Below are 21,067 nucleotides of genomic sequence, written 5' to 3' on the forward strand. Positions count from 1 at the left end.
ATGCGCGTCGGGTCGCTCGGCGCCACGATGGCGCTGCTCGTCCCGGCGGTGCTGATGGCCGTCGCGGCGCTGACCGGCCGTTGGACGGCGGCCCGCGCCCTGGCGGCGGCCACCGTCGTGGCCCCGCTGCTCGTCCTGCTCGCCGGCCCCGAACTGCCCGGTGCGCACGCGCGGGGCCCGCTGACCTACAGTCTGGTCGGCCCGGACACGGTGCTGTTCGCCCTCAACGCCCTGGTGCTGCTGGCCGCCCCGCCGGACCGCACCACGCGACCGCGCTCCGCCGTACCGTGGGCGGTCGTGCTCACCACCACGGCAGCGGACGTCGCCCTCGTCCTGGTCTCCGGCCCGGGGGAGGGGGTGTTCTTCCGGACCGGATTCCCCCTCGTCGCCCCGGTGGTCGTCGGCGCGGCCGTCGCCTGCACCACCCGTACGGTCCGCTCGGCGGCCCTGACGGCCGTCGTCCTGGGGGTGCCGCCCGTGGTCGCCCCCACGCTGACGGGCTACTACGTCATGAACGCGACCGCTGTCCTGTTCCTGGTGGTGCTGTTCACCGTCGGGTACGCGGTCGCCCTCGCGGCGGTCCGACTGACGGGCCGGTTCGGCCCGCGGACCGACCCGCGGACCGACCCGCAGCAGCCCTGACCCCCGGGCACGGCCCCGGCCCCGCGTCGTGAACCCGCGCGTACGCCCGCGGGTCCGCACGGCGTCGGACGAATGGTGGCATCCGGCCTGGTCGGGTCGGATGCCACCATGGCCGGCCACCCACGCGGGTGGCAGCCGGGGCCGGTAGGTCAGGGCGCCCTACGCCCCGGCGAGGAGCATCCCGCCCATCGCCAGCATGGTCGCCGCGACCAGTCCGTCCAGCACCCGCCAGGCCCTCGGCCGGGACAGGACACCGCTCAGCAGCCGGGCGCCGAAGCCCAGGGCGGCGAACCAGCACAGGCTGGCCAGCGCCGCGCCCGCGCCGAATGCCCAGCGCAGGTCGCCGCGGTCGGAGGCGAGCGAGCCCAGCAGGAGCACGGTGTCGAGGTACACGTGCGGGTTCAGCCAGGTCATCGCCAGGCAGGTGAGGACCGCTCGCCGGACGGACCCGGTCTCCGGTCCGCCGCCGGTGAGCGCGGCCGCCGGATCCGGGCGCAGCACCCGTCGGGCCGCCAGGAAGCCGTAGCAGAGCAGGAACGCCCCGCCGACCAGGCCCACCGCGGTCAGCGCCGCGGGCCAGGCCGTGACCACCGTGCCCACCCCCGTCACGCCGAGCGCGATCAGCGCCGCGTCCGAGACGGCGCAGATGGCGACGACCGCGAGGACGGCGTGCCGGCGGGCGCCCTGGCGCAGGACGAACGCGTTCTGGGCCCCGATGGCCACGATGAGGGAGAGTCCGGTACCGAATCCGGCGAGTGCGGCGGCGATGGTGCTGCTGGTCATGGGTCCGACCGTATGGACCGCGTATAGATGAGTACAGCTAAAGATTCTAAAGTAACCTTAGCCGTACTTATGGAAGAGCTTCCCCTGGACCAGGTCCGGACCCTGCTCGCGGTGGTCGACGAGGGCACCTTCGACGCCGCGGCCGCCGCCCTGCACGTGACCCCCTCCGCCGTCAGCCAGCGCGTCAAGGCCCTGGAACAGCGCACCGGGCGGGTCCTGCTGATGCGCACCAAGCCGGTGCGGCCCACCGAGTCCGGCGAGGTGGTGGTCCGGTTCGCCCGCCAGCTCGCCCGGCTGGAACGCGACGCCCGCGCCGAACTGGGCCTGGCGGCCGAGCAGGGCCCGGCCCGGGTCCCGATCGCGGTCAACGCCGACTCCCTCGCGACCTGGTTCCTGCCCGCGCTCACCCGGGTGCCGCAGGACCCGCCGATCTGCTTCGAGCTCCACCGGGAGGACGAGGCCCACACCACCGCCCTGCTGCGCGAGGGCCAGGTGATGGCCGCCGTCACCTCCTCGCCCGACCCGGTGGCCGGCTGCACCGTGCGGCGGCTCGGGCTGGCCCGCTACCTGGCCGTGGCCACACCGGAGTTCGCGGCCCGTCATCTCACCGGGGACCTGGCCGAGGATCTGGGCCGGGCCCCCACCGTGGCCTTCGACCGGCGCGACGAGCTCCAGGACGAGTTCGTCCGGTCCCTCACCCGGGGGCGGTCGGGCGCCGGGCGGATCCGCCACCTGGTGCCCGCCTCGGACGGGTTCCGGGACGCGGTGGCCGCCGGTCTCGGCTGGGGCCTCGTGCCCGAGCCGCAGGCCGAGCCGCTGCTGCGCTCCGGGCGGCTGGTGGAGCTGGCACCCGCCCGGCCGATGGACGTCCCCCTGTACTGGCAGCAGTGGAAGCTGGATTCGCCCGCGCTGTCCACGGTCGCCGAGGCCGTCGCGGCGGCCGCCGCCGAAGCCCTGTCGGCCGGGCCCACCCGCCGCCGGCCGTAGCACGCCCGGGGCTCGGCCCGCCCTCGCTACCCCTCGTGTCCTTGGTCCTGCCCGCTCCGCAGGGCGGCTCCGTGGGCGAGCAGGACGCTCAGCGCCACGTAGTCCGATCCGGGGCGGCGGACGGGCACGAACACCTCCAGCCGGTCCCCTTCGGTGCGGTAGCCCGCCTTCGTCGCGCGCCCCGACAGGGCCCGGCTGCCGACGTGCGAGGCCAGTCCCCGGACGTCGAGCCGGACACCGTCCGCCGGGCGCGCGGAGACGAGGGCGATCCGGGACCAGGCGATCGGCGCGGGGAACGGGGAGAGGGTCATCCCCTCGGTGGTGAAGGTCAGGGCGCCCCAGCGGAACGACCCGCCCGCGCCGAGCTCGTCCAGGAGGCGTTGCGCACGGGCCACGGCGACGGACTGCGTCGCGTCCGAGACGAAGCGCGCGCCGGTGGTGGGGTGCGCCTTCGTGATCATCCGCCAGAAGCCGCACTCCTCCTGGACCCTGATGTAGTCCAGGCCCCGGAGGCGGATCCGGCCGCCCGCGTAGGGGCGGATCACGGTCTTGAGCACGTCGTGCGAGTGCGCCGAGTTGAAGTGGACGGACACCCGGGTCGACTCGACGGAGGCGATCTCCTGCCACGCGTACCGCAGCGTGCGGCGCCCCGGCCGGCGCAGCTCGAAGCCGTGCTCGTACTCCCGGATCCGGATCCGGGCGTGCCGCACGCACAGGGCGAGGCACCCCAGGGCCGCCACGGGCAGGGCCCAGAACGCGAGGCGGAACGAGGAGTCCTCGTCGTAGTACTTGCCGACGAGGGAGCACAGCACGCCGAACAGGATGAGGAGCACGACCAGCGCGGTCGTCGGCCTGCGTACGTAGGCCCCCTGGTAGGTCCACACCCGCTGCCCCAGCAGCCGCCCGCTCCGCTCCGACCCCGCCGCCGTGCCTGCCGTCACCACACGCCTCGCATAGCCGTCCGATACCGCGTCGTCGAGTCTCGGGCGGGTGCGTGCGGGGGACAACGGGAGAACTACTCAATTCCCGCACGCTTTCCGTGCCGGTACCGTCAGCGCGCGTCCGTAGGATGACCACCCATGGGAACGGGGGCAGCCGCGGGGACGTTCGCCGGCCTCGGCGGCTTCGACGCCGAACTGACGCCGCTGATCGGGCGGCGGGCGGACACGGCCCGGATCGCCCGGCTGCTGTCCGGTGCGCGCCTGGTGACGCTCAGCGGCACCGGAGGCGTGGGCAAGACCCGGCTGGCGCTGCGCGTGGCGGCGGACGCGGCCCGCTCCGCCTTCCCCGACGGTGTGTACGTCGCCGAACTCGCCGACCTCCGGGACCCGGAGCTGCTCGCGTCGAGCGTCCTCGGCACCCTCGACGTGGCGAATCCGGGGCACCCCGGCGCCGACGCGGCGGCCGTCCTCGCCGCCCGGCTGCGCGAGCGGCGCGCCCTGCTGGTCCTGGACAACTGCGAGCACCTGGTCGACGCGTGCGCCCGCCTCACCGACGCGCTGTTGCGGGCCGCGCCCGGACTGCGCGTCCTGGCGACGAGCCGGCAGCCGCTCGGCATCGCGGGCGAACAGGTCTTCCCCGTGGAGCCGTTGCCGGTGCCGGACGCGCGCGCGGGGCACGGCCTGCGCGACCTGAACGGCAATCCGGCCGTCGCGCTGTTCGTCGACCGGGCCGCCGCCGTGCTGCCCGGCTTCACCCTGACCAGGCCGGACGCCGCCGCCGTCGCCGAGCTCGTCCGCCGCCTGGACGGGCTGCCCTTCGCGATCGAACTGGCCGCCGCCCGCATCCGGAGCCTGACGCCGCAGGAGGTCCTGGAGCGGCTCACGGACCGGTTCGCGCTGCTCACCGGCGGGAGCAGCGTCGCCGCCGACCGGCAGCGCACCCTGCGGGCGTTGATCGACTGGAGCCACGAACTGTGCACGGGGCGCGAGCGGTTGCTCTGGGCGCGGGCCTCGGTGTTCCGCGGCGGCTTCGACCTGGAGAGCCTCGAACGGGTCTGCGCGGACGCCGAACTGCCGCCCGCCGCCCTGCTCGACGCCCTCGACGGCCTGGTGGCCCGGTCGATCGTCAACTGCCGCCACGTGCAGGGACGTTCGCGCTACCACATGCTGGAGACGGTACGGGAGTACGGGCACCAGCGGCTGGCCGCGTCCGGCTCGCTCGACGCCCTGCGTGGCCGTCACCGGGACCGGTACGCCGAACTGACCGCACGAGCCGGGCGGGAGTGGTTCGGGCCCCGGCAGGTCGACTGGTTCACGCGCCTTCGCCTGGACCACCCGAACCTGCGCGCCGCCCTGGGGTTCTGCCTGGAGCGGCCCGGGCAGGCGCGGGCCGGTCTGGCCCTGGCCGTGTCGCCCCGGCACTACTGGATGACCGCGGGCCTGCTGTCCGAGGGGCGCCACTGGCTGTCGCAGCTGCTCGCCGCCGACCATGCGCAGGACGGCGGTGACGGTGACAGTCGCGGTGACGGCGCGACGGGGCCGGAGACGGCCGTCCGTGTCCACGCCCGGGTCACCGACACGTACCTGCGCATCCTGCAGGGCGACCCGGACGCCGACGTACGGCAGGCGCTCGCCGCGTGCGAGGCGGCGGCCGAACAGGGCGGCCACCGGCGGGAGTCGGCGTGGGTGTGGCACCACCACGGGATCCTCGCCGTCTGGCGCGAGGACTACGCGAGCGCCGCCGAACTGTTCGCGCGGGCGCGCACCGAGTTCCGCGCGCTGGGCTGCCTCGACGCGGCCCTCGAGTGCCGGGTCAAGTTCGCCATCGCGCACGCCTGCGGGGGCGAGGCCGCCGTGGCCGAGGAGGCGTGCGGCGAGGTCGAGGCGGCCGCCCGCACGCACGGCGAGTCATGGCTGCACGGCATGGCCCTGCTCGCCCGCGCCCTGCTGGCCCTGCGCGCGGACGCGCCCGCCGACGCGACCACGCACGCCAGGGCGGCCATCGCCCGGCTGCGCCCGTTCCAGGACTGGTGGGACGTGGCCATGTGCGTGGAGGTCATCGCCTGGAGCACCCGGAACGACCCGCGGCGCACTGCCCGGCTCCTGGGCGTACTGCACCTGTTGTGGGAGTCACTGGGCGGGCGGCTCGGCGCGGCGCCGTTCATGCGCACCCAGCACCTGCGCCTGGACGCCGCGGTACGGGAGGCGCTGGGCGCGGCCGCGTTCGACCGGGAGTTCCGCCGCGGAGCGCGCGCCACCGTGGACGAGGCGATGGCCCACGTCCTCGACGACCCGGCCGGGGTGCCGGGCCTGACGAAGCGCGAGAGCCAGGTCGCGGAACTGGTCGCCGAGGGCCTCACCAACAAGGACATCGCGGCGCGCCTCACCATCGCGCAGCGGACCGCGGAGAACCACGTCGAACGCATCCTGGGCAAACTGGGGCTCGCCTCGCGCACGCAGCTGGCGGTGTGGACGTACGAGCAGCGAGGCGGTCCCGCCCGGGGCCCGCGGCGCCGGGGGCCCACGGAGCGGTCGCTGGCGGACTGAGTCGGAGAACTGGGTTGTTCAACCCAGCCGACGGACTTGGTCGTTCGACCCAGCCGATGGACCGGGTTGCTCGACCCAGCCGCCAGACTGGGTTGTCCGACCCAGCCGGCGGACTGAAGTAGCAGACCGAGCCGACGGTCCGAGTCGGTGGACCGAGCTGACAGACCGAGTCAGGGGACCGAGTCGACCGCCCTCAGCCGCGCACGTGCAGCCCGAACCCCGTGCGGCCCGCGGGCTCCAGCCCCTCCTTCAGGTGCAGCGAGGGGATCTCGTAGTCGCCGAAGTTCTGCCGCCGGAACGCGATCGGCTCGGTCGACTCCAGGGTGAGCAGGCGCTGCTCCCAGGCCCGGGCGACGGCCGGGTAGTCCTCGTCGGTCATCCGGTCGCTGCCGTACAGCACGAACGGCGGCAGCACCTCGATGCCCGGGTAGTAGAGGACGCCGTGCTGGAACGGGAACAGCAGATCGTCGATGGGGCCGCTGATCCCGCGAGCGGCGTAGTGCGACTCCGGGCCGCCGACGGTCACCGACAGCAGCGCCCGCCGGCCCGCGAGGGTGCCCTCGCCGAAGCGCTCGCCGTACCTGGTGGCGCTGTGCTCGCCGACGCCGTACGCGAAGCGGTAGGTGAACACCCGGTCCACCCACCCCTTGAGGATCGCGGGCATCGTGTACCACCACAGCGGGAACTGGAAGACGATCGTGTCGGCCCACAGCAGCTTCTCCTGCTCGGCGCGGACGTCCGGGGAGAGCGTGCCGGTCTCGAAGGCCCGGCCCGAGTCCAGGGCGACCTTCAGCGGACTCGAGGCCTCGGGGCCGTAGTCCGCGGCATCCACGACCGCCTTCCAGTTCATCGCGTACAGGTCGCTCACCCGTACCTCGTGCCCGGCGGTCTCCAGGGTGGACACCGCGAGGTCCTTCAGCGAGCTGTTGAGCGACTTCGGCTCCGGGTGGGCGTGGACGATCAGCGTCTTCACGGGGGACTCCTTCGGATCGGATGCCTCCGATCCTGGACGCCGCGGCGCCCGGCGTTCAGGGGCGCCGTTTCCGTCGGACCGGACTTCCTGGTACCGGCAGGGCCACCCTCACGGGCACCCGAGCCGGCCGTATGGGCGCCCGCCGCGGCCATACTGAGGGGCATGGACGATCTCGCGGGCTTCCTACGGACCAGGCGTTCCCGGGTCGATCCGGCCACCGTCGGCATCCCCACCGACAGCCGCCGCCGGGTCGCGGGGCTGCGCCGCGAGGAGGTCGCGCACCTGTCCGGCGTCAGCGTCGACTACTACGTACGCCTGGAGCAGGGCCGCGCGACCCAGCCCTCCGAGCAGGTCCTCGACGCGCTCGCCCGCGTCCTCGACCTCGACGAGACCGAACGCGGGCACCTCTACCGCCTCGCGCGGCAGCGCCGCCGCCGTGCGACGGCGCCGGGCGGCCGGGTCCGGCCGGAACTGCTGCGCGTCCTCGACCTGGTGGCCGGCGCACCCGCGCTGATCATGAACCACCGCCTGGACGTCCTCGCCGGGAACCGCCTCGCCGGCCTCCTCCTCGGCCGCCCGATGCCGGGCCTGAACACCGCCCGGCACATCTTCCTGGAGGAGGCCGACCGCGGCCTCTACGCCGACTGGGAGAACTGCACCCTCGACGTGGTCGGGCACCTGCGGCTGGCCGCCGGCCAGTACCCCGACGACCCCCGACTGGCTTCGCTCATCGGCGAGTTGGCGATGGGCAGCGAGCGCTTCCGTCGCCTCTGGGCCCGCGCGGACGTCCGCGCCCGCACCCACGGGCGCAAGGCGTACCGGCACCCCCTGGTCGGACCGCTGGAACTGCACCAGGAGAACTTCGCGCTGCCGGACGAGCCGGGCATCGAGCTGCTGGTGCTGTCCGCGGCCCCCGGCAGCCCCGCCGAGGACGGACTGCGCCTGCTCGCGGGGCTGGGCACGGACACCGGCGAGCCCCGCGGCGCGGCGGCCGTCGGTGCTGCGGGTGCCGCGGGTGACGAAGACCTGCTTCGGCGGGCGGGGAAGGCGTAGCGGCGGGGTGCCCCGTCAGCGGGTGAACTTCGCGATGGCCGCCGGGGTGACGGGCGTGAAGAAGTTGACGAGGTTGCCGTCGGGGTCGCGGAGCAGCAGGGAGCGGTTGCCCCAGGGCATCGTGGTGGGCTCGGTGACGAAGTCCGTGACGAATCCGGTCAGGTCGCGGTGGACGCGGTCCACGTCGTCGACGAGGAACTCGGTGATGACGCTCTGGTTGGCGGCCGGGCGGGCGGAGCCCGGGGCGAACAGCGGGACGGTGCGGGTGCCCGCGATCGCGAGGGTGGCGCCCGCGGTCCGGAGCTCGGCGAAGTCCTCGGTCGCCCACTCCGCCCGCACCCGCGTGGCGCGTTCGTAGAACTCGACCAGGCGTGCGACGTCGCCGGTGATGATGCGGATCGAAACGAAGTCCATGGTGTCCTCCTGGGACGGGGTCGGAGCCGCCCGCGGTCGCGCGGCTGCACGGTCGTACGGCTGAGCGGCCGTGCGCTCCGCAGACTAGGAGGGATAGTGGACAGAACCTGTCCACTATCCGCCTAGGCTGTGGACATGTCCCGACCCACCGGCCGTGTGCTGACCCTCCTGGAACTGCTGCAGTCGGGCGGTACCCGAACGCTGGCCGAACTGGCCGACCGCCTCGGCGTCGACGGGCGCACCGTGCGGCGCTACGTGGACCACCTGATCGACCTCGACGTGCCCGTGGAGTCGGTGCGCGGCCGGTACGGCGGCTACCGGATCTCCCCGGGCTACCGCCTTCCCCCGCTCATGCTCGGCGAGGACGAGGCGCTGGCCGTGCTGCTCGGACTGCTCGCCGGACGCCGGACGGGACTGGCGACGGCCGAGCGCACGGCGGGCGAGACCGCGGCCGCCAAGATCCGCCGGGTGCTGCCCCGGCACGTGGCGGCCCGGCTCGACACGCTCCTGGACGCCCTCTCCTTCACGGACGGCTCCGGCGGGGACGCCGCCCCGGACGCCGGGATCCTGCTCACCCTCGCCGACGCGGTGCGCCACCGCCGGCCGGTCTCCCTCAGGTACACCGACCGCGACGGCCGGCCCAGCGAACGCACGCTGCACCCGTACGGGATCGTCGCCCACGCGAACCGCTGGTACGTCACGGGCACGGACCCCGGGATCGGCGAGGACCGGACGTTCCGGCTCGACCGCGTCGCGGACGCGAGGGCCCTGCCCGGCACGTTCGACGCGCCCGCCGGCCCCGACCCGGCCGACCGCCTGCTGTCGGGCTTCGCCACGGCTGACTACCGGCACGAGGTGACGCTGCGCATCCACGGCACGGCCGAGCGGATCCGCGCCCACCTGCCCGCCGGCGTCGCGACACTGGAGGACCACGACCCGGCACCGACACCGGACGGGGACCCGACCGCCGAGCGCTGGCTGCGCGTCGAGCTACGGGCGGAGCGCCTCGACTGGCTGCCGCCGCTCCTCGCCGCGATCGACCGGCCGTTCGTCATCGAGCGCCCAGAGGAACTGCGCACCCTCGTCACCGCCCTCGCCGACCGCCTGGCCTCCCACGCCCGCCGGACCTGACGGCACCCGCCCGACTCCCCGCGGGCCGGCCGCCGTGGCCCGGGGAACCGGAGCGCTCGGCCGACGTGTGAAGCACCACACTTCCGGTGCAGAGCGTGCCGGAACTCGCGGCCCGGCCGACGGCCAAGGACACTGATCGTCGTGACTGATGTGCGTGAGACCCTGGATTACCAGACCTTCGGGCGGGCGGTGCGCGAACTCGCGCAGACGATCGCCGACGACGGCTACGAGCCCGACCTCGTCCTGAGCATCGCCCGCGGCGGGGTGTTCGTGGCGGGCGGTCTGGCGTACGCGCTGGACTGCAAGAACATCCACCTGGTGAACGTCGAGTTCTACACGGGCGTGGGCACCACCCTCGAGATGCCCGTCATGCTGGCGCCCGTTCCCGCCGCGATCGACTTCACCGACAAGAAGGTCCTGATCACCGACGACGTCGCCGACACGGGCAAGACCCTGCGGCTCGTGCACGACTTCTGCCTCGACCACGTCGCCGAGGTCCGGTCCGCCGTCATCTACGAGAAGTCGCACTCCCTGGTGAAGTGCGAGTACGTGTGGAAGCGGACCGACGACTGGATCGAGTTCCCGTGGTCGACGGAAGGACCGGTCGTCAAGCGCGAAGGCCAGGTCCTCGACGCCTGACCGGAGGCCTGACCGGAGGCCTGACCGGAAGCGGTCCGCGCCCCAGGCCGGGACGCCCCCAGGGCGGACTCCTGCGGAGCGGAAAAAATCGGAAGGGTTGGGACCTGTCACCCCTTCGGGGGGTGGAGCTGGCGCGCGCGGGCAGGGGTGCGGCAGCATCGGGGCGGGAGCCCGGTCCTGGCAGGACCGGGGGTGGTTGAGGAGCGGGTGCCCGTCGTGGTGACGCGGGCACCCGCTTGGCGGTGTCCTCGCTGATACCGGTGCTCGCAGCTGGTACCGGTGCTCGCAGCCGGCACCGGTGCTCGCATCGCCCGCCCGATGCGTGACGACCGACGACCTACACCTCGTCGTCCCGGTCGCCGTCCTGCGGCGTCTCGCCGAACCGCTCCTGCGCCTCCGCCGGCCCACAGCCGAAGGCGCGGCCGATGTACTCCCAGGTCATCAGGTTGTGGTGGGCCCTGCGGCCGGCCAGCAGCGCGGTCGAAGCGGCGGCGCGCTCGAACCGGCCGGCCGCACGGGCGGCGGCGTACGGCCTGCTCTCCGTCAGGTCGCAGATCCGGTCCACCAGCGCCGCGATCAGGTCCTCGACCTCGCGCGGCACCACACCCTCGGCCAGGTCGACGTGCGACTCCCAGTCCGCGAACGGCCCGGTGTCCTTGCCCACCGCCTCGGTCGCCGAGTCGTCGCCGAAGTCCAACCGGTGCACCTGCTCGCCCCGCCAGCCGCAGCTGCAACCACCGCGCACCGCGGTGGCCCGGGGGCCGTCCGCACCGTTGTAGAGCCACCAGGTGGTGCGCCCGTCCGGCAGCGGCTCCGGCTCGCTGCCGTCCGCCAACACCGCCGCCGGGAAACCCCGGTGGCGTTTGCTCTCGTCAACCCATGGCATGCCGTGTCCCTCGCGTCCCTGGAGTACAGCACCAGGGTTCTCAGCCCGTGGCGCAGTGTCAAGGCTTCGCGACAATCGGTGCGATCCGCGGATCACGGGGGCCGCGGCCGGGAGTACGCGGCGCCTGCGCGCGCATCGGGGCTCTCGCGGATCGGGTCAGCCGCTCGGATGGGAGGCCGCCCAGCCGTGTTCGAGCAGGGCGAAGGCCTCGTCGGCAGCCCGGCGCGGTTCGGGGTGCTGCAGGATCAGGCTGCGGGCCGCCAGGGCGAACCGGGCCAGGGCGACGCAGCTGACATCGTCGTCGGGCGCGTCCACGGCCTGCGCGATGGCCCGCGCCAGGGCCGTTTCGTGGCGGGTCCACATCCGTTGGGAGTAGTCGCGCAGCGCGGGGGTGTCCTGCACCAGGCGGGTGAAGTCGGCGAACCGCAGGTCGGCGGCGTGAATGGCGAACCGGGTCTGGTTCAGCAGCAGGTGCTCGCGCAGCGCCTGTGGGACCGACCGGCCCGGGGGCCGCTCGCGCACGGCCGCGACGAGGGCCGCCTCCAGGTCGTCGTCCTGGTCGAAGACCAGCGCCTCCTTGCTGGTGAAGTGCTTGAACAGGGTGGTCACCGAGACGTCCGCGGCGTCGGCGACGTCCTTGACACCGACCTGGTCGTAGCCGTGTTCGAGGAAGAGTTCGAGTGCGGCGTCGGCCAGGGACTGGCGGGTCTGGGCCTTCTTGCGCTCGCGGCGCCCAATCGCTTCGGTCACCCGACCACCATAGCCCGAAGTGCATCCACTCTGAAAGTGTAGTCATTGCACTTATTTAGTGAGTGTGCTTTCTTGGTGGTGTCGGGCCGCCCGGCGACCCGCCCACCACCGGAAGGACGCACCCATGCCCACTGCCCGTGCCCCCCGCATCGCGATCGTCGGCGCCGGCCCCGGCGGCTTGACCTGTGCCCGGATCCTGCAGCAACACGGCCGCGCCGTCACGGTGTTCGAACGTGAAGCCGACGCCGACGCGCGCCCGCAGGGCGGCTCCCTCGACCTTCACGCCGACACCGGCCAGGCCGCCCTGCGGTCGGCAGGCCTGCTCGACCGGTTCCATGCCCTCGCCCGCCCCGAGGGCGACGAGTGGCGGGTGCTCGACCATGCCACCGGCGCCCTCCTCGCGCAGCGGGGGCCGACCGCGGGCGGGGGCCGGCCGGAGATCGACCGCGGCCAACTGCGCGGCCTGCTGCTGGACTCGCTCGCCCCGGACACGGTGCGGTGGGACCGTGCCGCCGCCGGGGTCACCCCGCTGGCGGGCGGCACGTGCCGGCTGCTCCTGGGCGACGGTACGTCCGAGGAGTTCGACCTGGTGGTCGGTGCCGACGGCGCCTGGTCACGGGTCCGCCCGGCGCTGTCCCCCGCCGTACCCCACTACACCGGTGTCACCTTCGTCGAGACCGGCTTCGACCAGTGCGACACCCGCCACCCCGAACTCGCCCGACTGGTCGGCAACGGATCGCTGCTGGCGAAGGGCGTCGGCCGGACCCTGGTCGCCCAGCGCAACAGCAACGGTCACATTCGCGGCTACCTCGCGCTGCGCGAGCCGCAGGACTGGCACACGGCCGCCGGACTCGACCTCGGCGACCAACGGGCCGTGCGGGAGCACCTGTTGGAGCTGTTCGACGGCTGGGACGACAGCCTGCTGCGGATCCTGCGCGACAGCGACCACGGCTTCGTCAGCCGGCCCCTGCACGTGCTGCCCGCCCCGCACGCCTGGACGCACGTGCCCGGAGTGACACTGCTCGGCGACGCCGCGCACCTGATGCCCCCGGTCGGACTGGGCGCCAACCTCGCCATGCTCGACGGCGCCGACCTCGCCCACGCCCTCGTCACCGAATCCAGCGTCGGCGCCGCCGTCCGCGCCTACGAGCGCGTCATGCTGCCCCGCTCGATCAAGGCGGCGACGGGAAGTGCCCAGGGCCTCGACCACCTCGTTCCCGCGACGGCCCGCTGAGTCGACTCCACCACCGCTCGACGATGCCGAAGGCGCCGAAGTCGTCCAGGGGATCGACTCCGACGGCCCGCTGAGTCGACCGGTACCGCGCCCGCCCCGCGGAAGGCACGGGCGGAATGGTACGCCGGTCGTATACCGATGGCCCGCCCTGCTGCGTCTGACGTACCGCCACTTCGTGTCACAGGGCGATGCCTTCGGGGAGGTGCGTTGAGAGGCTCGACCGGCACGGCCCGGACCTCCTCCGGGCCGGACGCGTCCGTCACCCCTCCGGGAGAGAGCAGCATGACCATCACCGGCACCACCGTCCGGCGCGCCTCGGCCGCGGGGCTCGTCCTCGCCACGGGCCTCACCACCTGCCTGGCCGTCGCACCCGCCGCCCTCGCCACGACGCCGGCCGCCGCCGTCGACGCGGCCCCTGCCGCCGGACTCGGCCGCTACTACCAGCAGCCCCTGGACTGGCACGGCTGTGCTCGGGGCGGGGACGACCGGACGGGCCAAGCCCTCGACGCCGCGGGCGCGCGCTGCGCCGACGTGACCGTACCCCTCGACTACGGCGACCCCGGCGGCAGGACCATCACCGTCGCCGTGTCCCGCCTGAAGGCCACCGACACCCGCCACCGGATCGGTTCCCTCCTGGTCAACCCCGGAGGCCCGGGCGGCCCAGGCCTCGGCATCGGGCTCACCGTGCGCCCCGTGATGAAGGAAACCGGCGCCCGCTACGACGTGATCGGCATGGACCCGCGCTTCACCGGCCGCAGCACCCCCCTGGACTGCGGTCTGCCCTCCGGGCCCGGCCTGCTGTCGGCCGGCCCCGACCGGGCCGGCTTCGACCGCCAGACCGCCCGGGCCAGAGACGTCGCGGACCGCTGCCGGGCCACCAACGCCGACGTCCTGCCGCACGTCACGACACGCAACACCGCCCGGGACATCGACGTCGTGCGCGGCGCGCTCGGCGAACGGAGGATCTCCTACCTGGGCTACTCCTACGGCACCTACCTGGGCACGGCCTACACCCAGATGTTCCCCACCCGCTACGACCGGGTGGTCCTCGACAGCGCCCTGGACCCCGACCGCTACAACCCCCGCCTCATGAAGGGAACCGAGGCCGAGAACGAGAAGGCGTACGACGACTGGGCCGACTGGACCGCCGCCCGCGACACCACCTACGGCCTCGGCCGCACCCGGGAGGAGGTACGCGCCACCCTCGACGGCGTCATCGCCGCCTCCTCCCGCGAACCGCTCACCGTGGGCACCGCCCCCGACACCTTCCGCCTCGACGACAGCCAGGTCCCCGCCCTGCTCTTCACGGGGATGGCCGATGACACCGACCCGGCGCGCGCCTCCCTGGCCGAGCAGATGTCCCTGCTCGCCCGGGCCGCCCAGGGCCACCCCTCCACCCTGCCGCCCGCCTTCGCCGACCTCCTGCGCTCCGTGTTCACCCCCTCCGGCTCCAGCACCGGCAGCGCCCAGACCGCGATCCTGTGCGGAGACGCACCCGCCCCGCGCGACCCCGAGACGTACTGGAGCGACATCGAACGCGCCCGCGCCGCCCACCCGCTGTTCGCCCCGCTGACCGAGAACATCACCCCCTGCGCCTTCTGGGACCGCCCCCGCGAAGCCCCCGTCCAGGTCCGCCACGACACCCCGGCCCTGATCGTCGCCTCCACCGGCGACCCCCGTGTCCCCTACACCCGCAGCACCGCCCTGCACGACCGCCTCCCCAGCTCCCGCCTGCTCACGCTCGCGGGCGCCAACCAGCACGCCAACTACGGTGTCCACGGCAGCTCCTGCGTCGACACCGCCGTCAACGCCTACCTCGCCACCGGACACCTCCCCGCCCGCGACCGCACCTGCACCGCGTAGGCCTACTCAGGGGCCCTTGAGTACGTCCGCTCATGCGTTCCGACCAGCTGTTTCCCTACCGTGACCCGCATGGACACGAACGCGGCTCCCGCCTGCCCCCGGCCCTCCGACGCCCCGCGCTGGGCCACCGTCCTCGGGGTCGCGCTGGCGGTCCTCACCACCCTGGTCGTCCTGGGAGCCATGGCGCTGGCCACGTTCGAGGACTCCCTGACCCAGCACGGGTACGTCAAAGGCCCCGGAAGCGTCGTCGAGCCCCTGGGCGCGGGCGGGACCGCCCGCTACGACGACGGCCTGAGGATCACCGTGGGCCCTCCCCGCCGGGAACCCGACGGCAGCTACAGCTTCACGATCACCTACGACAACGGCACGGGTGAGGAGTTGCGCCCCGGTGGGACGTCCCCCGACACCGGCGTCGGCACGACCGGTGGTGCCGCCGCCGTCGTGGTCCGGGCGGGGAAGGCCATCGACTCCGGCCCGCTGTCCACCCCTTCCGCCTTCGGCTCGGCTCCCGTCCCTGCTGCGAGCATGACCTTCCTGGACCAGGCCGTGACCGTCACCGCCCTCACACCGCCCCTCGGCACGGAGCAGAGGCGCACCGTGCCGGTGCGGGTGAAGCCCGACAAGGCGGGAGGCCCGGTCACGGTCGAGGTCGCCCCGAAGTCGCCCGGGTTCCGCGACACCGCGTACTGGCAGTTCGACCTCGGCTGACTCCACGTACAGGTGCCGCCTCTGCCGCTCCGTGGTGAGTGGCCGACGGTCAGGGCCGGTGCGAGTAGCCGGACGCGTGCGAGAGCCCGTCGGGCCCCTGCCGCGGACCGGCGGCAGCTGCGCGCAGCCGGTCCAGGGCTGCCTGGCTCTCCGCGTCCGCCGCACGGTAGATCACCAGCAGCTGGTCCGGGTCCTGGAGCGGCCTGAGGGTCTCGAACTGCACGGTGAGGACGCCGGCCTCGGGGTGTCGCAGCGCCTTGTGGCCGCGGCCGTTGACCCGGACGTCCCGCTCCGCCCACAGGCGCGCGAACTCCTCGTCACCGGCGGTGAATTCGGCGATGAGGCCGCTCAGGGCCCGGTCTTCCGGGTGGGCGGCCCACGCGGCGCGCAGGTGGGCGATCCCCTCCCGCACCACGCGTTCGCGGTCGAGGTAGAACTCCCGCACCCGCGGATGCATGAGGCACAGCCACATCGCGTTGCGCTGCGGGGGCGGCAGGGCGTCGAAGTCCACCATCAGTCCCGCCATTTCGGCGTTCCAGGCCAGGATGTCGTAGCGGTGGTTCAGGAGCATGGCGGGCAGCGGTGCGAGGTCGGCGACCAGCCGGGCCAGCGGCGCCGCGGCGGCGGTGGCGGGCCGGTCGGCGCCGGGGGGCCGCCGCAGGGCCAGGTCGAAGAGGTAGGCGCGCTCGTCGGGGGCCAGGCGCAGCGCCCCGGCCAGGGCCTGGAGCACGTCGGGGGAGGGACGCAGCCCGCGGGCCTGTTCCAGCCGGACGACGTAGTCGACGCTGACCCCGGCCAGTTCGGCGACCTCCTCACGGCGCAGCCCCGGGGTACGGCGGTTCCGGAGGCGCGCCGGCAGGCCGACGTCCCGGGGATCCAGGCGTTCGCGCCGGCTGCGCAGGAACGCGGCCAGCTCCTGGGTCTGGGTCCTGTCCGGCGCGGAGGTCGTCATGACCGGCGCAACAGCCAGGGTAGGACAGATGTTCCCAGGAAGTCCCCTCCCTTCTCCGTGCCCCGTCGCCGCCGCAGACTCGCTGTCGACGACGGATCACGAACACGGGAGGTCACCATGGCACTCACCCTCGACAGTTACCGGCTGCTGGGCCGTTCCGGACTGCGGGTCTCACCGCTCGCGCTGGGCACGGCCACGTTCGGCACCGAGTTCGGCTGGGGCGCGGAGAAGGCGGAGGCGCGCAGGCTGTTCGACGCCTACGTCGAGCGCGGCGGCAACTTCATCGACACCGCCAGCACGTACACCGACGGCAGTTCCGAGCGCCAGCTGGGCGAGTTCACCCGGGGCGGCCGCGAAGGCCTGGTGCTGGCGACGAAGTACACCACGCTGCGCCGGCCGGGCGACCCGAACTCCGCGGGGAGCCACCGCAAGAGCATGTTCGCCTCGGTGGAGTCCAGCCTCCGGCGGCTGGGCACGGACTACCTCGACCTGCTGTACCTGCACGTGTGGGACTTCACGACGCCGGTCGAGGAGATCCTGCGCGCCATGGACGACCTGGTGCGGCAGGGCAAGGTCCTGTACGTGGCGGTCTCCAACGTCCCGGCCTGGGAGGTCTCGCGCATGCAGGCGGTCGCCGACCTGCGCGGCTGGTCCCCGCTGGTCGCCCTGCAGATCGAGTACAACCTCCTCAACCGGGCGGCGGAACGCGATCTCGTCCCGATGGCACGGGAGATGGGCCTGGGCGTGCTGCCGTACTCCCCGCTGGCGGGCGGCCTGCTCACCGGCACGTACGGCCGCGCCGACCTGACCGCGGCGGCCGCCGGCGCGGGGGAGGGCACCCGGAGGAGCTTCAACGCCGGGCTGGGCATGGTCACCGAACGCGCCCTCGCCGTCGCCGAGGTCGTGAAGGAGGTCGCCGCCGACCTGGGCCGCACACCCGCGCAGGTCGCGCTCGCCTGGACGCTGCACCGGCCGGGCGTGACGGCGCCCGTCGTCGGCGCCCGCACGCTCACGCAGCTGGAGGACAACCTGGGCGCCCTGGAGGTCGAACTCAGCGCCGCCCAGTCGGACCGCCTCGACGAGGCCGGCCGCATCGAACTCGGCTACCCGCACGACCTGCTGGCCGGCCCCCACATCCGCCAGGTCACCCGGGGCGACCTGAAGATCGCCCCCCGCCCCTGAGACCCGACGGCGCCCCGAGACGCCACCCACCTGACTCCCCGAGCAGACCGCACAGGCCATCCTGGGAGCGGTGCCGCACCGGACGATCAACACCCAAACCCCGTAGGGAAGTTAGAGAGGACATGGGCACCACCGAAACCAGTCTCACCCCGCTCCCGATCATGGACGTCCACGTCGTCCTGCACCACCAGGACCCGGCGGCTCTGCGCTCGATTGTTCACCTCACTGAGACCCGTAGAGCTCCCACTGCCTCATGACCTCTGCGTAGAGGTAGGAACACGCCTCTTCCTCTGATTCGAAACTCGCTTCCTCCCAGTGCTCGCCACGCTCATAGACGTCGATCGTCCATCGACCGTCGCGGCCCTCGGTGAGGACGGGGGCCGCCGCGTGTAGATGGTTGGACATCGAGAGACCCCGCGTGCTGATCCCGTAGAAGCGGTCGCTCACTCCTGCCTCGGTGAGGCGTGTCAGAAGTTGGTGACGATCCATCAGCAGGATTTTCCATTCTCGAAGACAAGGTATTCCGCGGCGCAGAGTACCTTGACGGGCTTTTCAAGGGAGAACTGAGTGGCGCCTCCGGGTTGTTCGAACCACGCTGCGGCCTTGGTTGCCGTAGGAATCCACTGCATGCGAATTCCAGTACTTCCCGACGAAATGTTCCCTCGTCAGGTTGCCGCATCGCTCCCACCCCTCGGCAAGGCGCCCGGCGTCGGCGTGGGTGGCGCCGCGCGCGCTCCCCGGCTGCTCCTGTGCGCCGTACGACCCGAAGCGTTGGCCCACCCGGGATGGTCGGCCAGCCGTGCCTGTCCCGCGAGGAGGAGCGGTGGGACCGCCATTTACTTTGGGTGCTCGCCCACCTACGCTCTGCTCTGAAATTCTCGGAGCGTCGCACAGAAGGGGGAATCACCCGTGGGTGACGAGAACAAGGGCGGCCCGAACGACGGTAGGGGCGGCTCCCACGCCAAGCCCGGTGGCCCGCAGATCGGCCCCAAGCCGAATCCCGACGGACAGGGCCCGACTCCCGATCCGAAGCACAAGTGACGGCGATCGCCGACCTCCAGGGCCGGCTCGTCGACCGGTTGGAGGCCTCGGGTGCGCTGACCCCGGGCTGGCGTCAGGCCTTCCTCGACGTCGGGCGCCACCTGTTCCTCCCGGACGTCGTCTGGGCGAGCACCAGCGACGGCTACGAGCGCTGCGACCGGACGGAGAACCCCGGGAGGTGGCTGGAGCTCGTGTACTCCGACGTGGCGATCGTGACGCAGTGGGAGGACGACGCGGACGGCGGGCAGCGGGAGCCGACGTCGTCGGTCTCCATGCCGACGATGGTGGCCTCCATGCTGCGCGACCTGGACGTCCACGAAGGCCACACGGTCTGGGAGGGCGGGACCGGCCCGGGCTGGAACGCCGCACTGCTGGCCCGGCGCCAAGGCGCGCAGGCCGTGGTGACCGTGGAACTGGACCGGGAGGTCGCCGCCCAGGCCGAGGCGAATCTCCGGGCCCTCGACGACGCCCCGACCGCGGTGGTGGGCGACGCCGCCGACGGGTACCCGCCGCGGGCCCCGTACGACCGGGGGATCCTCACCTGCTCGGTACGGGAGGTCCCCGCGGCCGTGATCGGGCAGATCCGGCCGCAGGGAGTGCTGGTACTGCCCTTCGCGCCGCTCTTCGGCGGCGGAGCCGTCGCCCGCCTCACCGCCGCCGGCCGCACCGCCGAGGGGCCGTTCACGGGGTCCTCGGCGTTCATGCGCATGCGTCAACAGCGCTACCAGGGCCCGCCGGTCGACGACTACCTGCCCGGTGACTGGCCCGGCGACGCCGCGCAGGAGTACACGCCCCTCAGCCCGCTCGATGTCGTGGACGACTGGCTGGCGTCCTTCGTCGTGGGCCTGGCTGTGCCCGATGCGTACTACCGGCGCAGCGACGGCGACGGGATGACCACCCTGTGGCTGTTCGACACCGGCGTCACGTCCTGGGCCACGGTCGACTTCGTGGACGGCGCGGAACGGTACGAGGTCCGCCAGTCGGGTCCTCGCCGGATGTGGTCGGAGGTCGAGGACGTCGTCCGCTGGTGGGAGAAGCAGGGCCGCCCGGGCTTCGACCGGTTCGGGCTGACCGTGGACACGGACGGCGGGCACCGGGCGTGGCTGGACGAGCCGGCCAACCCGCTGCCGTCCGTAGGGGGGTAAGGCTGGGCCCGGCCGGACAGCGGCTTCCCCCGCGGTCCGGCCGGCACGTCTCCCGATACCGGATCGGCCGGGAGACGAGACCTCCCGTGCTCCTCGGCGGCGCGCCGGCCGATCCGGCGGGCCGCCGTCCCCCGCGTCCTGCGGCGCCCGAACGTCCCGCTGTACGGCGGTCGTTGACCAGCAGGTCGGCGTCTCATCGTGCGTCAGGACGGTGCTCCGCCGTCCGATGGCGCTGACGTCCAGCACCAGCACCTGCACCAGCACCTGCTCGCCCGCCGGCCGGCCGACCGAGAGCAGGCGGCCGGTCGCGGCACGCACGGCCTCCCGGCCGAACCAACGTCGCTCAGACCACCGCCCCGTTGTGGTCGCGCGCCCGGGCCGTGCCCGCCGCGTGAGGCGCCGGTGCCTCCCCGGCCTCCTGCGGCCGGTCCGGGAACCGTTCCTGGAGCAGGACGACCACCGGCATCGCGGTGAACACCGTCGACGCGGTGCCCAGCAGGACCCCGGCCAGCAGCGCCACCGAGAAGTCGGCGAGCGAGTCGCCGCCGAAGGCCGCCAGGGCCACCAGGACGAACAGCGCCCCCATGCCGGTGTTCACCGTCCGGGGGAGGGTCTGCGCTACGGCGCGGTCCGCGAGATCCGCCCAGCTCGCCTTCGTCCCGGTCCGGCGCAGCTCGCGCAGCCGGTCCAGGACCACCACCGTGTCGTTGACCGAGTACCCGACGATGGTGAGCAGCGCGGCGAGGAAGACGCTGTCCACCGGCTTGCCCAGCCAGGCGAAGAGGCCGAGGACGAGCAGCAGGTCCTGCGCCATCGCGATCACCGCTGCGGCCGCGAAGGCCCACCGGAAGCGGATCGTGAGGTAGAGCAGTTGGGCGGCGACCGCGAGCCCGAGCGCGGCCAGCGCGTAGCCGCGCAGCTCGCTGCCGAGGCTCGGCCCGATCAGCTCGTCGCGCTCCACGGACAGCTCGCCGGTGACGCCGGTGAGCGCCTCCCGGATGCGCTGCTGCTGGTCGTCGCCGGTCTCCTTGGTGCGGACGGACACCCCGGTGTCGCCGGTGGTCTGGACCACGGCCTGGGGGAACCCGGCGCCGACCACCGCCGCGCGGGCGGCGTCCGCGTCGACCCGCTGCGCGGCGGTGTACTGCGCCACCCGGCCGCCGGTGAACTCGACGCCGAAGTCCAGGCCGCGCCCG

21 protein-coding genes are annotated in these 21,067 nt (G+C 73.5%); 11 read left to right on the top strand and 10 right to left on the bottom strand.

The annotated features are described in order from the left end of the window. Nucleotides 1–642 (top strand): hypothetical protein (locus AE652_RS11525; RefSeq protein WP_049651184.1); only part of this gene is annotated, 642 nt, incomplete at its 5' end. A gap of 159 nt (nucleotides 643–801) precedes the next feature. On the opposite strand, the gene AE652_RS11530 is transcribed toward AE652_RS11525, so the two are convergent. Further along, nucleotides 802–1,425: a LysE/ArgO family amino acid transporter gene (locus AE652_RS11530; RefSeq protein ID WP_049651185.1), complete on the bottom strand. Its 624-nt coding sequence runs from the start codon at nucleotides 1,423–1,425 to the stop codon at nucleotides 802–804. Nucleotides 1,426–1,494: 69 nt separating this feature from the next. On the opposite strand from AE652_RS11530, the gene AE652_RS11535 reads away from it, so the two are divergent. Then, nucleotides 1,495–2,412, top strand: a complete 918-nt coding sequence (locus AE652_RS11535) for a LysR family transcriptional regulator ArgP (RefSeq protein WP_049651186.1) — start codon at nucleotides 1,495–1,497, stop codon at nucleotides 2,410–2,412. A 26-nt stretch (nucleotides 2,413–2,438) separates the two neighbouring features. Here AE652_RS11535 and AE652_RS11540 read toward each other — a convergent pair whose 3' ends face one another. Beyond that, nucleotides 2,439–3,353, bottom strand: a complete 915-nt coding sequence (locus tag AE652_RS11540; protein ID WP_234348345.1) for a hypothetical protein — start codon at nucleotides 3,351–3,353, stop codon at nucleotides 2,439–2,441. Nucleotides 3,354–3,491: 138 nt separating this feature from the next. On the opposite strand from AE652_RS11540, the gene AE652_RS11545 reads away from it, so the two are divergent. Continuing rightward, nucleotides 3,492–5,900, top strand: a complete 2,409-nt coding sequence (locus tag AE652_RS11545; RefSeq protein WP_049651187.1) for a LuxR C-terminal-related transcriptional regulator — start codon at nucleotides 3,492–3,494, stop codon at nucleotides 5,898–5,900. 193 nt (nucleotides 5,901–6,093) lie between these two features. Here the strand turns inward: AE652_RS11545 and AE652_RS11550 are convergent, their stop codons facing one another. After that, nucleotides 6,094–6,873, bottom strand: a complete 780-nt coding sequence (locus AE652_RS11550) for an NAD(P)H-dependent oxidoreductase (RefSeq protein WP_049651188.1) — start codon at nucleotides 6,871–6,873, stop codon at nucleotides 6,094–6,096. Nucleotides 6,874–7,035: 162 nt separating this feature from the next. On the opposite strand from AE652_RS11550, the gene AE652_RS11555 reads away from it, so the two are divergent. Next, nucleotides 7,036–7,926 (top strand): helix-turn-helix transcriptional regulator, encoded by an 891-nt coding sequence (locus AE652_RS11555; protein ID WP_049651189.1) that lies wholly within the window; start codon nucleotides 7,036–7,038, stop codon nucleotides 7,924–7,926. A 15-nt stretch (nucleotides 7,927–7,941) separates the two neighbouring features. Here the strand turns inward: AE652_RS11555 and AE652_RS11560 are convergent, their stop codons facing one another. Further along, nucleotides 7,942–8,340: a VOC family protein gene (locus AE652_RS11560; RefSeq protein ID WP_049651190.1), complete on the bottom strand. Its 399-nt coding sequence runs from the start codon at nucleotides 8,338–8,340 to the stop codon at nucleotides 7,942–7,944. 135 nt (nucleotides 8,341–8,475) lie between these two features. Here AE652_RS11560 and AE652_RS11565 point away from each other — a divergent pair, with 135 nt between their 5' ends. Continuing rightward, a complete protein-coding gene (locus AE652_RS11565) occupies nucleotides 8,476–9,471 on the top strand; it encodes a YafY family protein (RefSeq protein WP_049651191.1) in 996 nt (331 codons plus the stop codon). Between the two features lie 141 nt (nucleotides 9,472–9,612). Further along, the gene (locus AE652_RS11570) at nucleotides 9,613–10,110 is read left to right on the top strand and encodes a phosphoribosyltransferase (protein WP_049651192.1); all 498 of its coding nucleotides are present in this window, start codon (nucleotides 9,613–9,615) and stop codon (nucleotides 10,108–10,110) included. Nucleotides 10,111–10,447: 337 nt separating this feature from the next. On the opposite strand, the gene AE652_RS11575 is transcribed toward AE652_RS11570, so the two are convergent. Both AE652_RS11575 and AE652_RS11580 read right to left on the bottom strand, forming a co-directional pair. Next, the gene (locus tag AE652_RS11575; protein ID WP_143204589.1) at nucleotides 10,448–10,996 is read right to left on the bottom strand and encodes a hypothetical protein; all 549 of its coding nucleotides are present in this window, start codon (nucleotides 10,994–10,996) and stop codon (nucleotides 10,448–10,450) included. Between the two features lie 156 nt (nucleotides 10,997–11,152). Further along, entirely contained in the window at nucleotides 11,153–11,746 is a 594-nt protein-coding gene (locus AE652_RS11580; RefSeq protein WP_049651194.1) for a TetR/AcrR family transcriptional regulator, read from the bottom strand. Nucleotides 11,747–11,870: 124 nt separating this feature from the next. On the opposite strand from AE652_RS11580, the gene AE652_RS11585 reads away from it, so the two are divergent. The 3 genes from AE652_RS11585 (at nucleotide 11,871) to AE652_RS11595 (ending at nucleotide 15,551) form a co-directional block, all read left to right on the top strand. Continuing rightward, a complete protein-coding gene (locus AE652_RS11585; RefSeq protein ID WP_049651195.1) occupies nucleotides 11,871–12,980 on the top strand; it encodes an NAD(P)/FAD-dependent oxidoreductase in 1,110 nt (369 codons plus the stop codon). A 282-nt stretch (nucleotides 12,981–13,262) separates the two neighbouring features. Further along, the gene (locus AE652_RS11590) at nucleotides 13,263–14,843 is read left to right on the top strand and encodes an alpha/beta fold hydrolase (RefSeq protein WP_049651196.1); all 1,581 of its coding nucleotides are present in this window, start codon (nucleotides 13,263–13,265) and stop codon (nucleotides 14,841–14,843) included. Between the two features lie 69 nt (nucleotides 14,844–14,912). Next, nucleotides 14,913–15,551 (top strand): hypothetical protein, encoded by a 639-nt coding sequence (locus tag AE652_RS11595; protein WP_049651197.1) that lies wholly within the window; start codon nucleotides 14,913–14,915, stop codon nucleotides 15,549–15,551. Between the two features lie 49 nt (nucleotides 15,552–15,600). On the opposite strand, the gene AE652_RS11600 is transcribed toward AE652_RS11595, so the two are convergent. Further along, nucleotides 15,601–16,503 (bottom strand): helix-turn-helix domain-containing protein, encoded by a 903-nt coding sequence (locus tag AE652_RS11600; protein WP_049651198.1) that lies wholly within the window; start codon nucleotides 16,501–16,503, stop codon nucleotides 15,601–15,603. Between the two features lie 117 nt (nucleotides 16,504–16,620). Between AE652_RS11600 and AE652_RS11605 the strand changes: the two genes are divergently transcribed. Continuing rightward, a complete protein-coding gene (locus AE652_RS11605; protein WP_049651199.1) occupies nucleotides 16,621–17,685 on the top strand; it encodes an aldo/keto reductase in 1,065 nt (354 codons plus the stop codon). A gap of 222 nt (nucleotides 17,686–17,907) precedes the next feature. Here AE652_RS11605 and AE652_RS11610 read toward each other — a convergent pair whose 3' ends face one another. Both AE652_RS11610 and AE652_RS49480 read right to left on the bottom strand, forming a co-directional pair. Continuing rightward, entirely contained in the window at nucleotides 17,908–18,174 is a 267-nt protein-coding gene (locus AE652_RS11610; RefSeq protein WP_049651200.1) for a hypothetical protein, read from the bottom strand. Beyond that, nucleotides 18,174–18,314 carry a glycohydrolase toxin TNT-related protein gene (locus AE652_RS49480; RefSeq protein ID WP_159028429.1) on the bottom strand — a complete coding sequence of 47 codons (141 nt, stop codon included), beginning with the start codon at nucleotides 18,312–18,314 and terminating at the stop codon, nucleotides 18,174–18,176. The genes AE652_RS11610 and AE652_RS49480 overlap by 1 nt, the downstream gene beginning before the upstream one ends. A gap of 408 nt (nucleotides 18,315–18,722) precedes the next feature. Here AE652_RS49480 and AE652_RS11615 point away from each other — a divergent pair, with 408 nt between their 5' ends. Beyond that, nucleotides 18,723–19,871: a hypothetical protein gene (locus AE652_RS11615; protein ID WP_049651201.1), complete on the top strand. Its 1,149-nt coding sequence runs from the start codon at nucleotides 18,723–18,725 to the stop codon at nucleotides 19,869–19,871. A gap of 343 nt (nucleotides 19,872–20,214) precedes the next feature. On the opposite strand, the gene secF is transcribed toward AE652_RS11615, so the two are convergent. After that, nucleotides 20,215–21,067, bottom strand: an 853-nt coding sequence (gene secF / locus AE652_RS11620) for a protein translocase subunit SecF (RefSeq protein ID WP_049651202.1), incomplete at its 5' end; no start/stop codon positions are given.

This window comes from Kitasatospora sp. MY 5-36 (genome assembly GCF_001182915.1).
GTDB lineage: Bacteria > Actinomycetota > Actinomycetes > Streptomycetales > Streptomycetaceae > Kitasatospora.

Excerpts from the sequence above, each read along its gene's own strand:
- AE652_RS11530 (WP_049651185.1), bottom strand. The coding sequence starts at position 1,425 with ATGACCAGCAGCACCATCGCCGCCGCACTCGCCGGATTCGGTACCGGA.
- AE652_RS11535 (WP_049651186.1), top strand. The coding sequence starts at position 1,495 with ATGGAAGAGCTTCCCCTGGACCAGGTCCGGACCCTGCTCGCGGTGGTC.
- AE652_RS11545 (WP_049651187.1), top strand. The coding sequence starts at position 3,492 with ATGGGAACGGGGGCAGCCGCGGGGACGTTCGCCGGCCTCGGCGGCTTC.
- AE652_RS11555 (WP_049651189.1), top strand. The coding sequence starts at position 7,036 with ATGGACGATCTCGCGGGCTTCCTACGGACCAGGCGTTCCCGGGTCGAT.
- AE652_RS11560 (WP_049651190.1), bottom strand. The coding sequence starts at position 8,340 with ATGGACTTCGTTTCGATCCGCATCATCACCGGCGACGTCGCACGCCTG.
- AE652_RS11565 (WP_049651191.1), top strand. The coding sequence starts at position 8,476 with ATGTCCCGACCCACCGGCCGTGTGCTGACCCTCCTGGAACTGCTGCAG.
- AE652_RS11575 (WP_143204589.1), bottom strand. The coding sequence starts at position 10,996 with ATGCCATGGGTTGACGAGAGCAAACGCCACCGGGGTTTCCCGGCGGCG.
- AE652_RS11585 (WP_049651195.1), top strand. The coding sequence starts at position 11,871 with ATGCCCACTGCCCGTGCCCCCCGCATCGCGATCGTCGGCGCCGGCCCC.
- AE652_RS11590 (WP_049651196.1), top strand. The coding sequence starts at position 13,263 with ATGACCATCACCGGCACCACCGTCCGGCGCGCCTCGGCCGCGGGGCTC.
- AE652_RS11595 (WP_049651197.1), top strand. The coding sequence starts at position 14,913 with ATGGACACGAACGCGGCTCCCGCCTGCCCCCGGCCCTCCGACGCCCCG.
- AE652_RS11600 (WP_049651198.1), bottom strand. The coding sequence starts at position 16,503 with ATGACGACCTCCGCGCCGGACAGGACCCAGACCCAGGAGCTGGCCGCG.
- AE652_RS11605 (WP_049651199.1), top strand. The coding sequence starts at position 16,621 with ATGGCACTCACCCTCGACAGTTACCGGCTGCTGGGCCGTTCCGGACTG.
- AE652_RS11610 (WP_049651200.1), bottom strand. The coding sequence starts at position 18,174 with ATGGATCGTCACCAACTTCTGACACGCCTCACCGAGGCAGGAGTGAGC.
- AE652_RS49480 (WP_159028429.1), bottom strand. The coding sequence starts at position 18,314 with ATGCAGTGGATTCCTACGGCAACCAAGGCCGCAGCGTGGTTCGAACAA.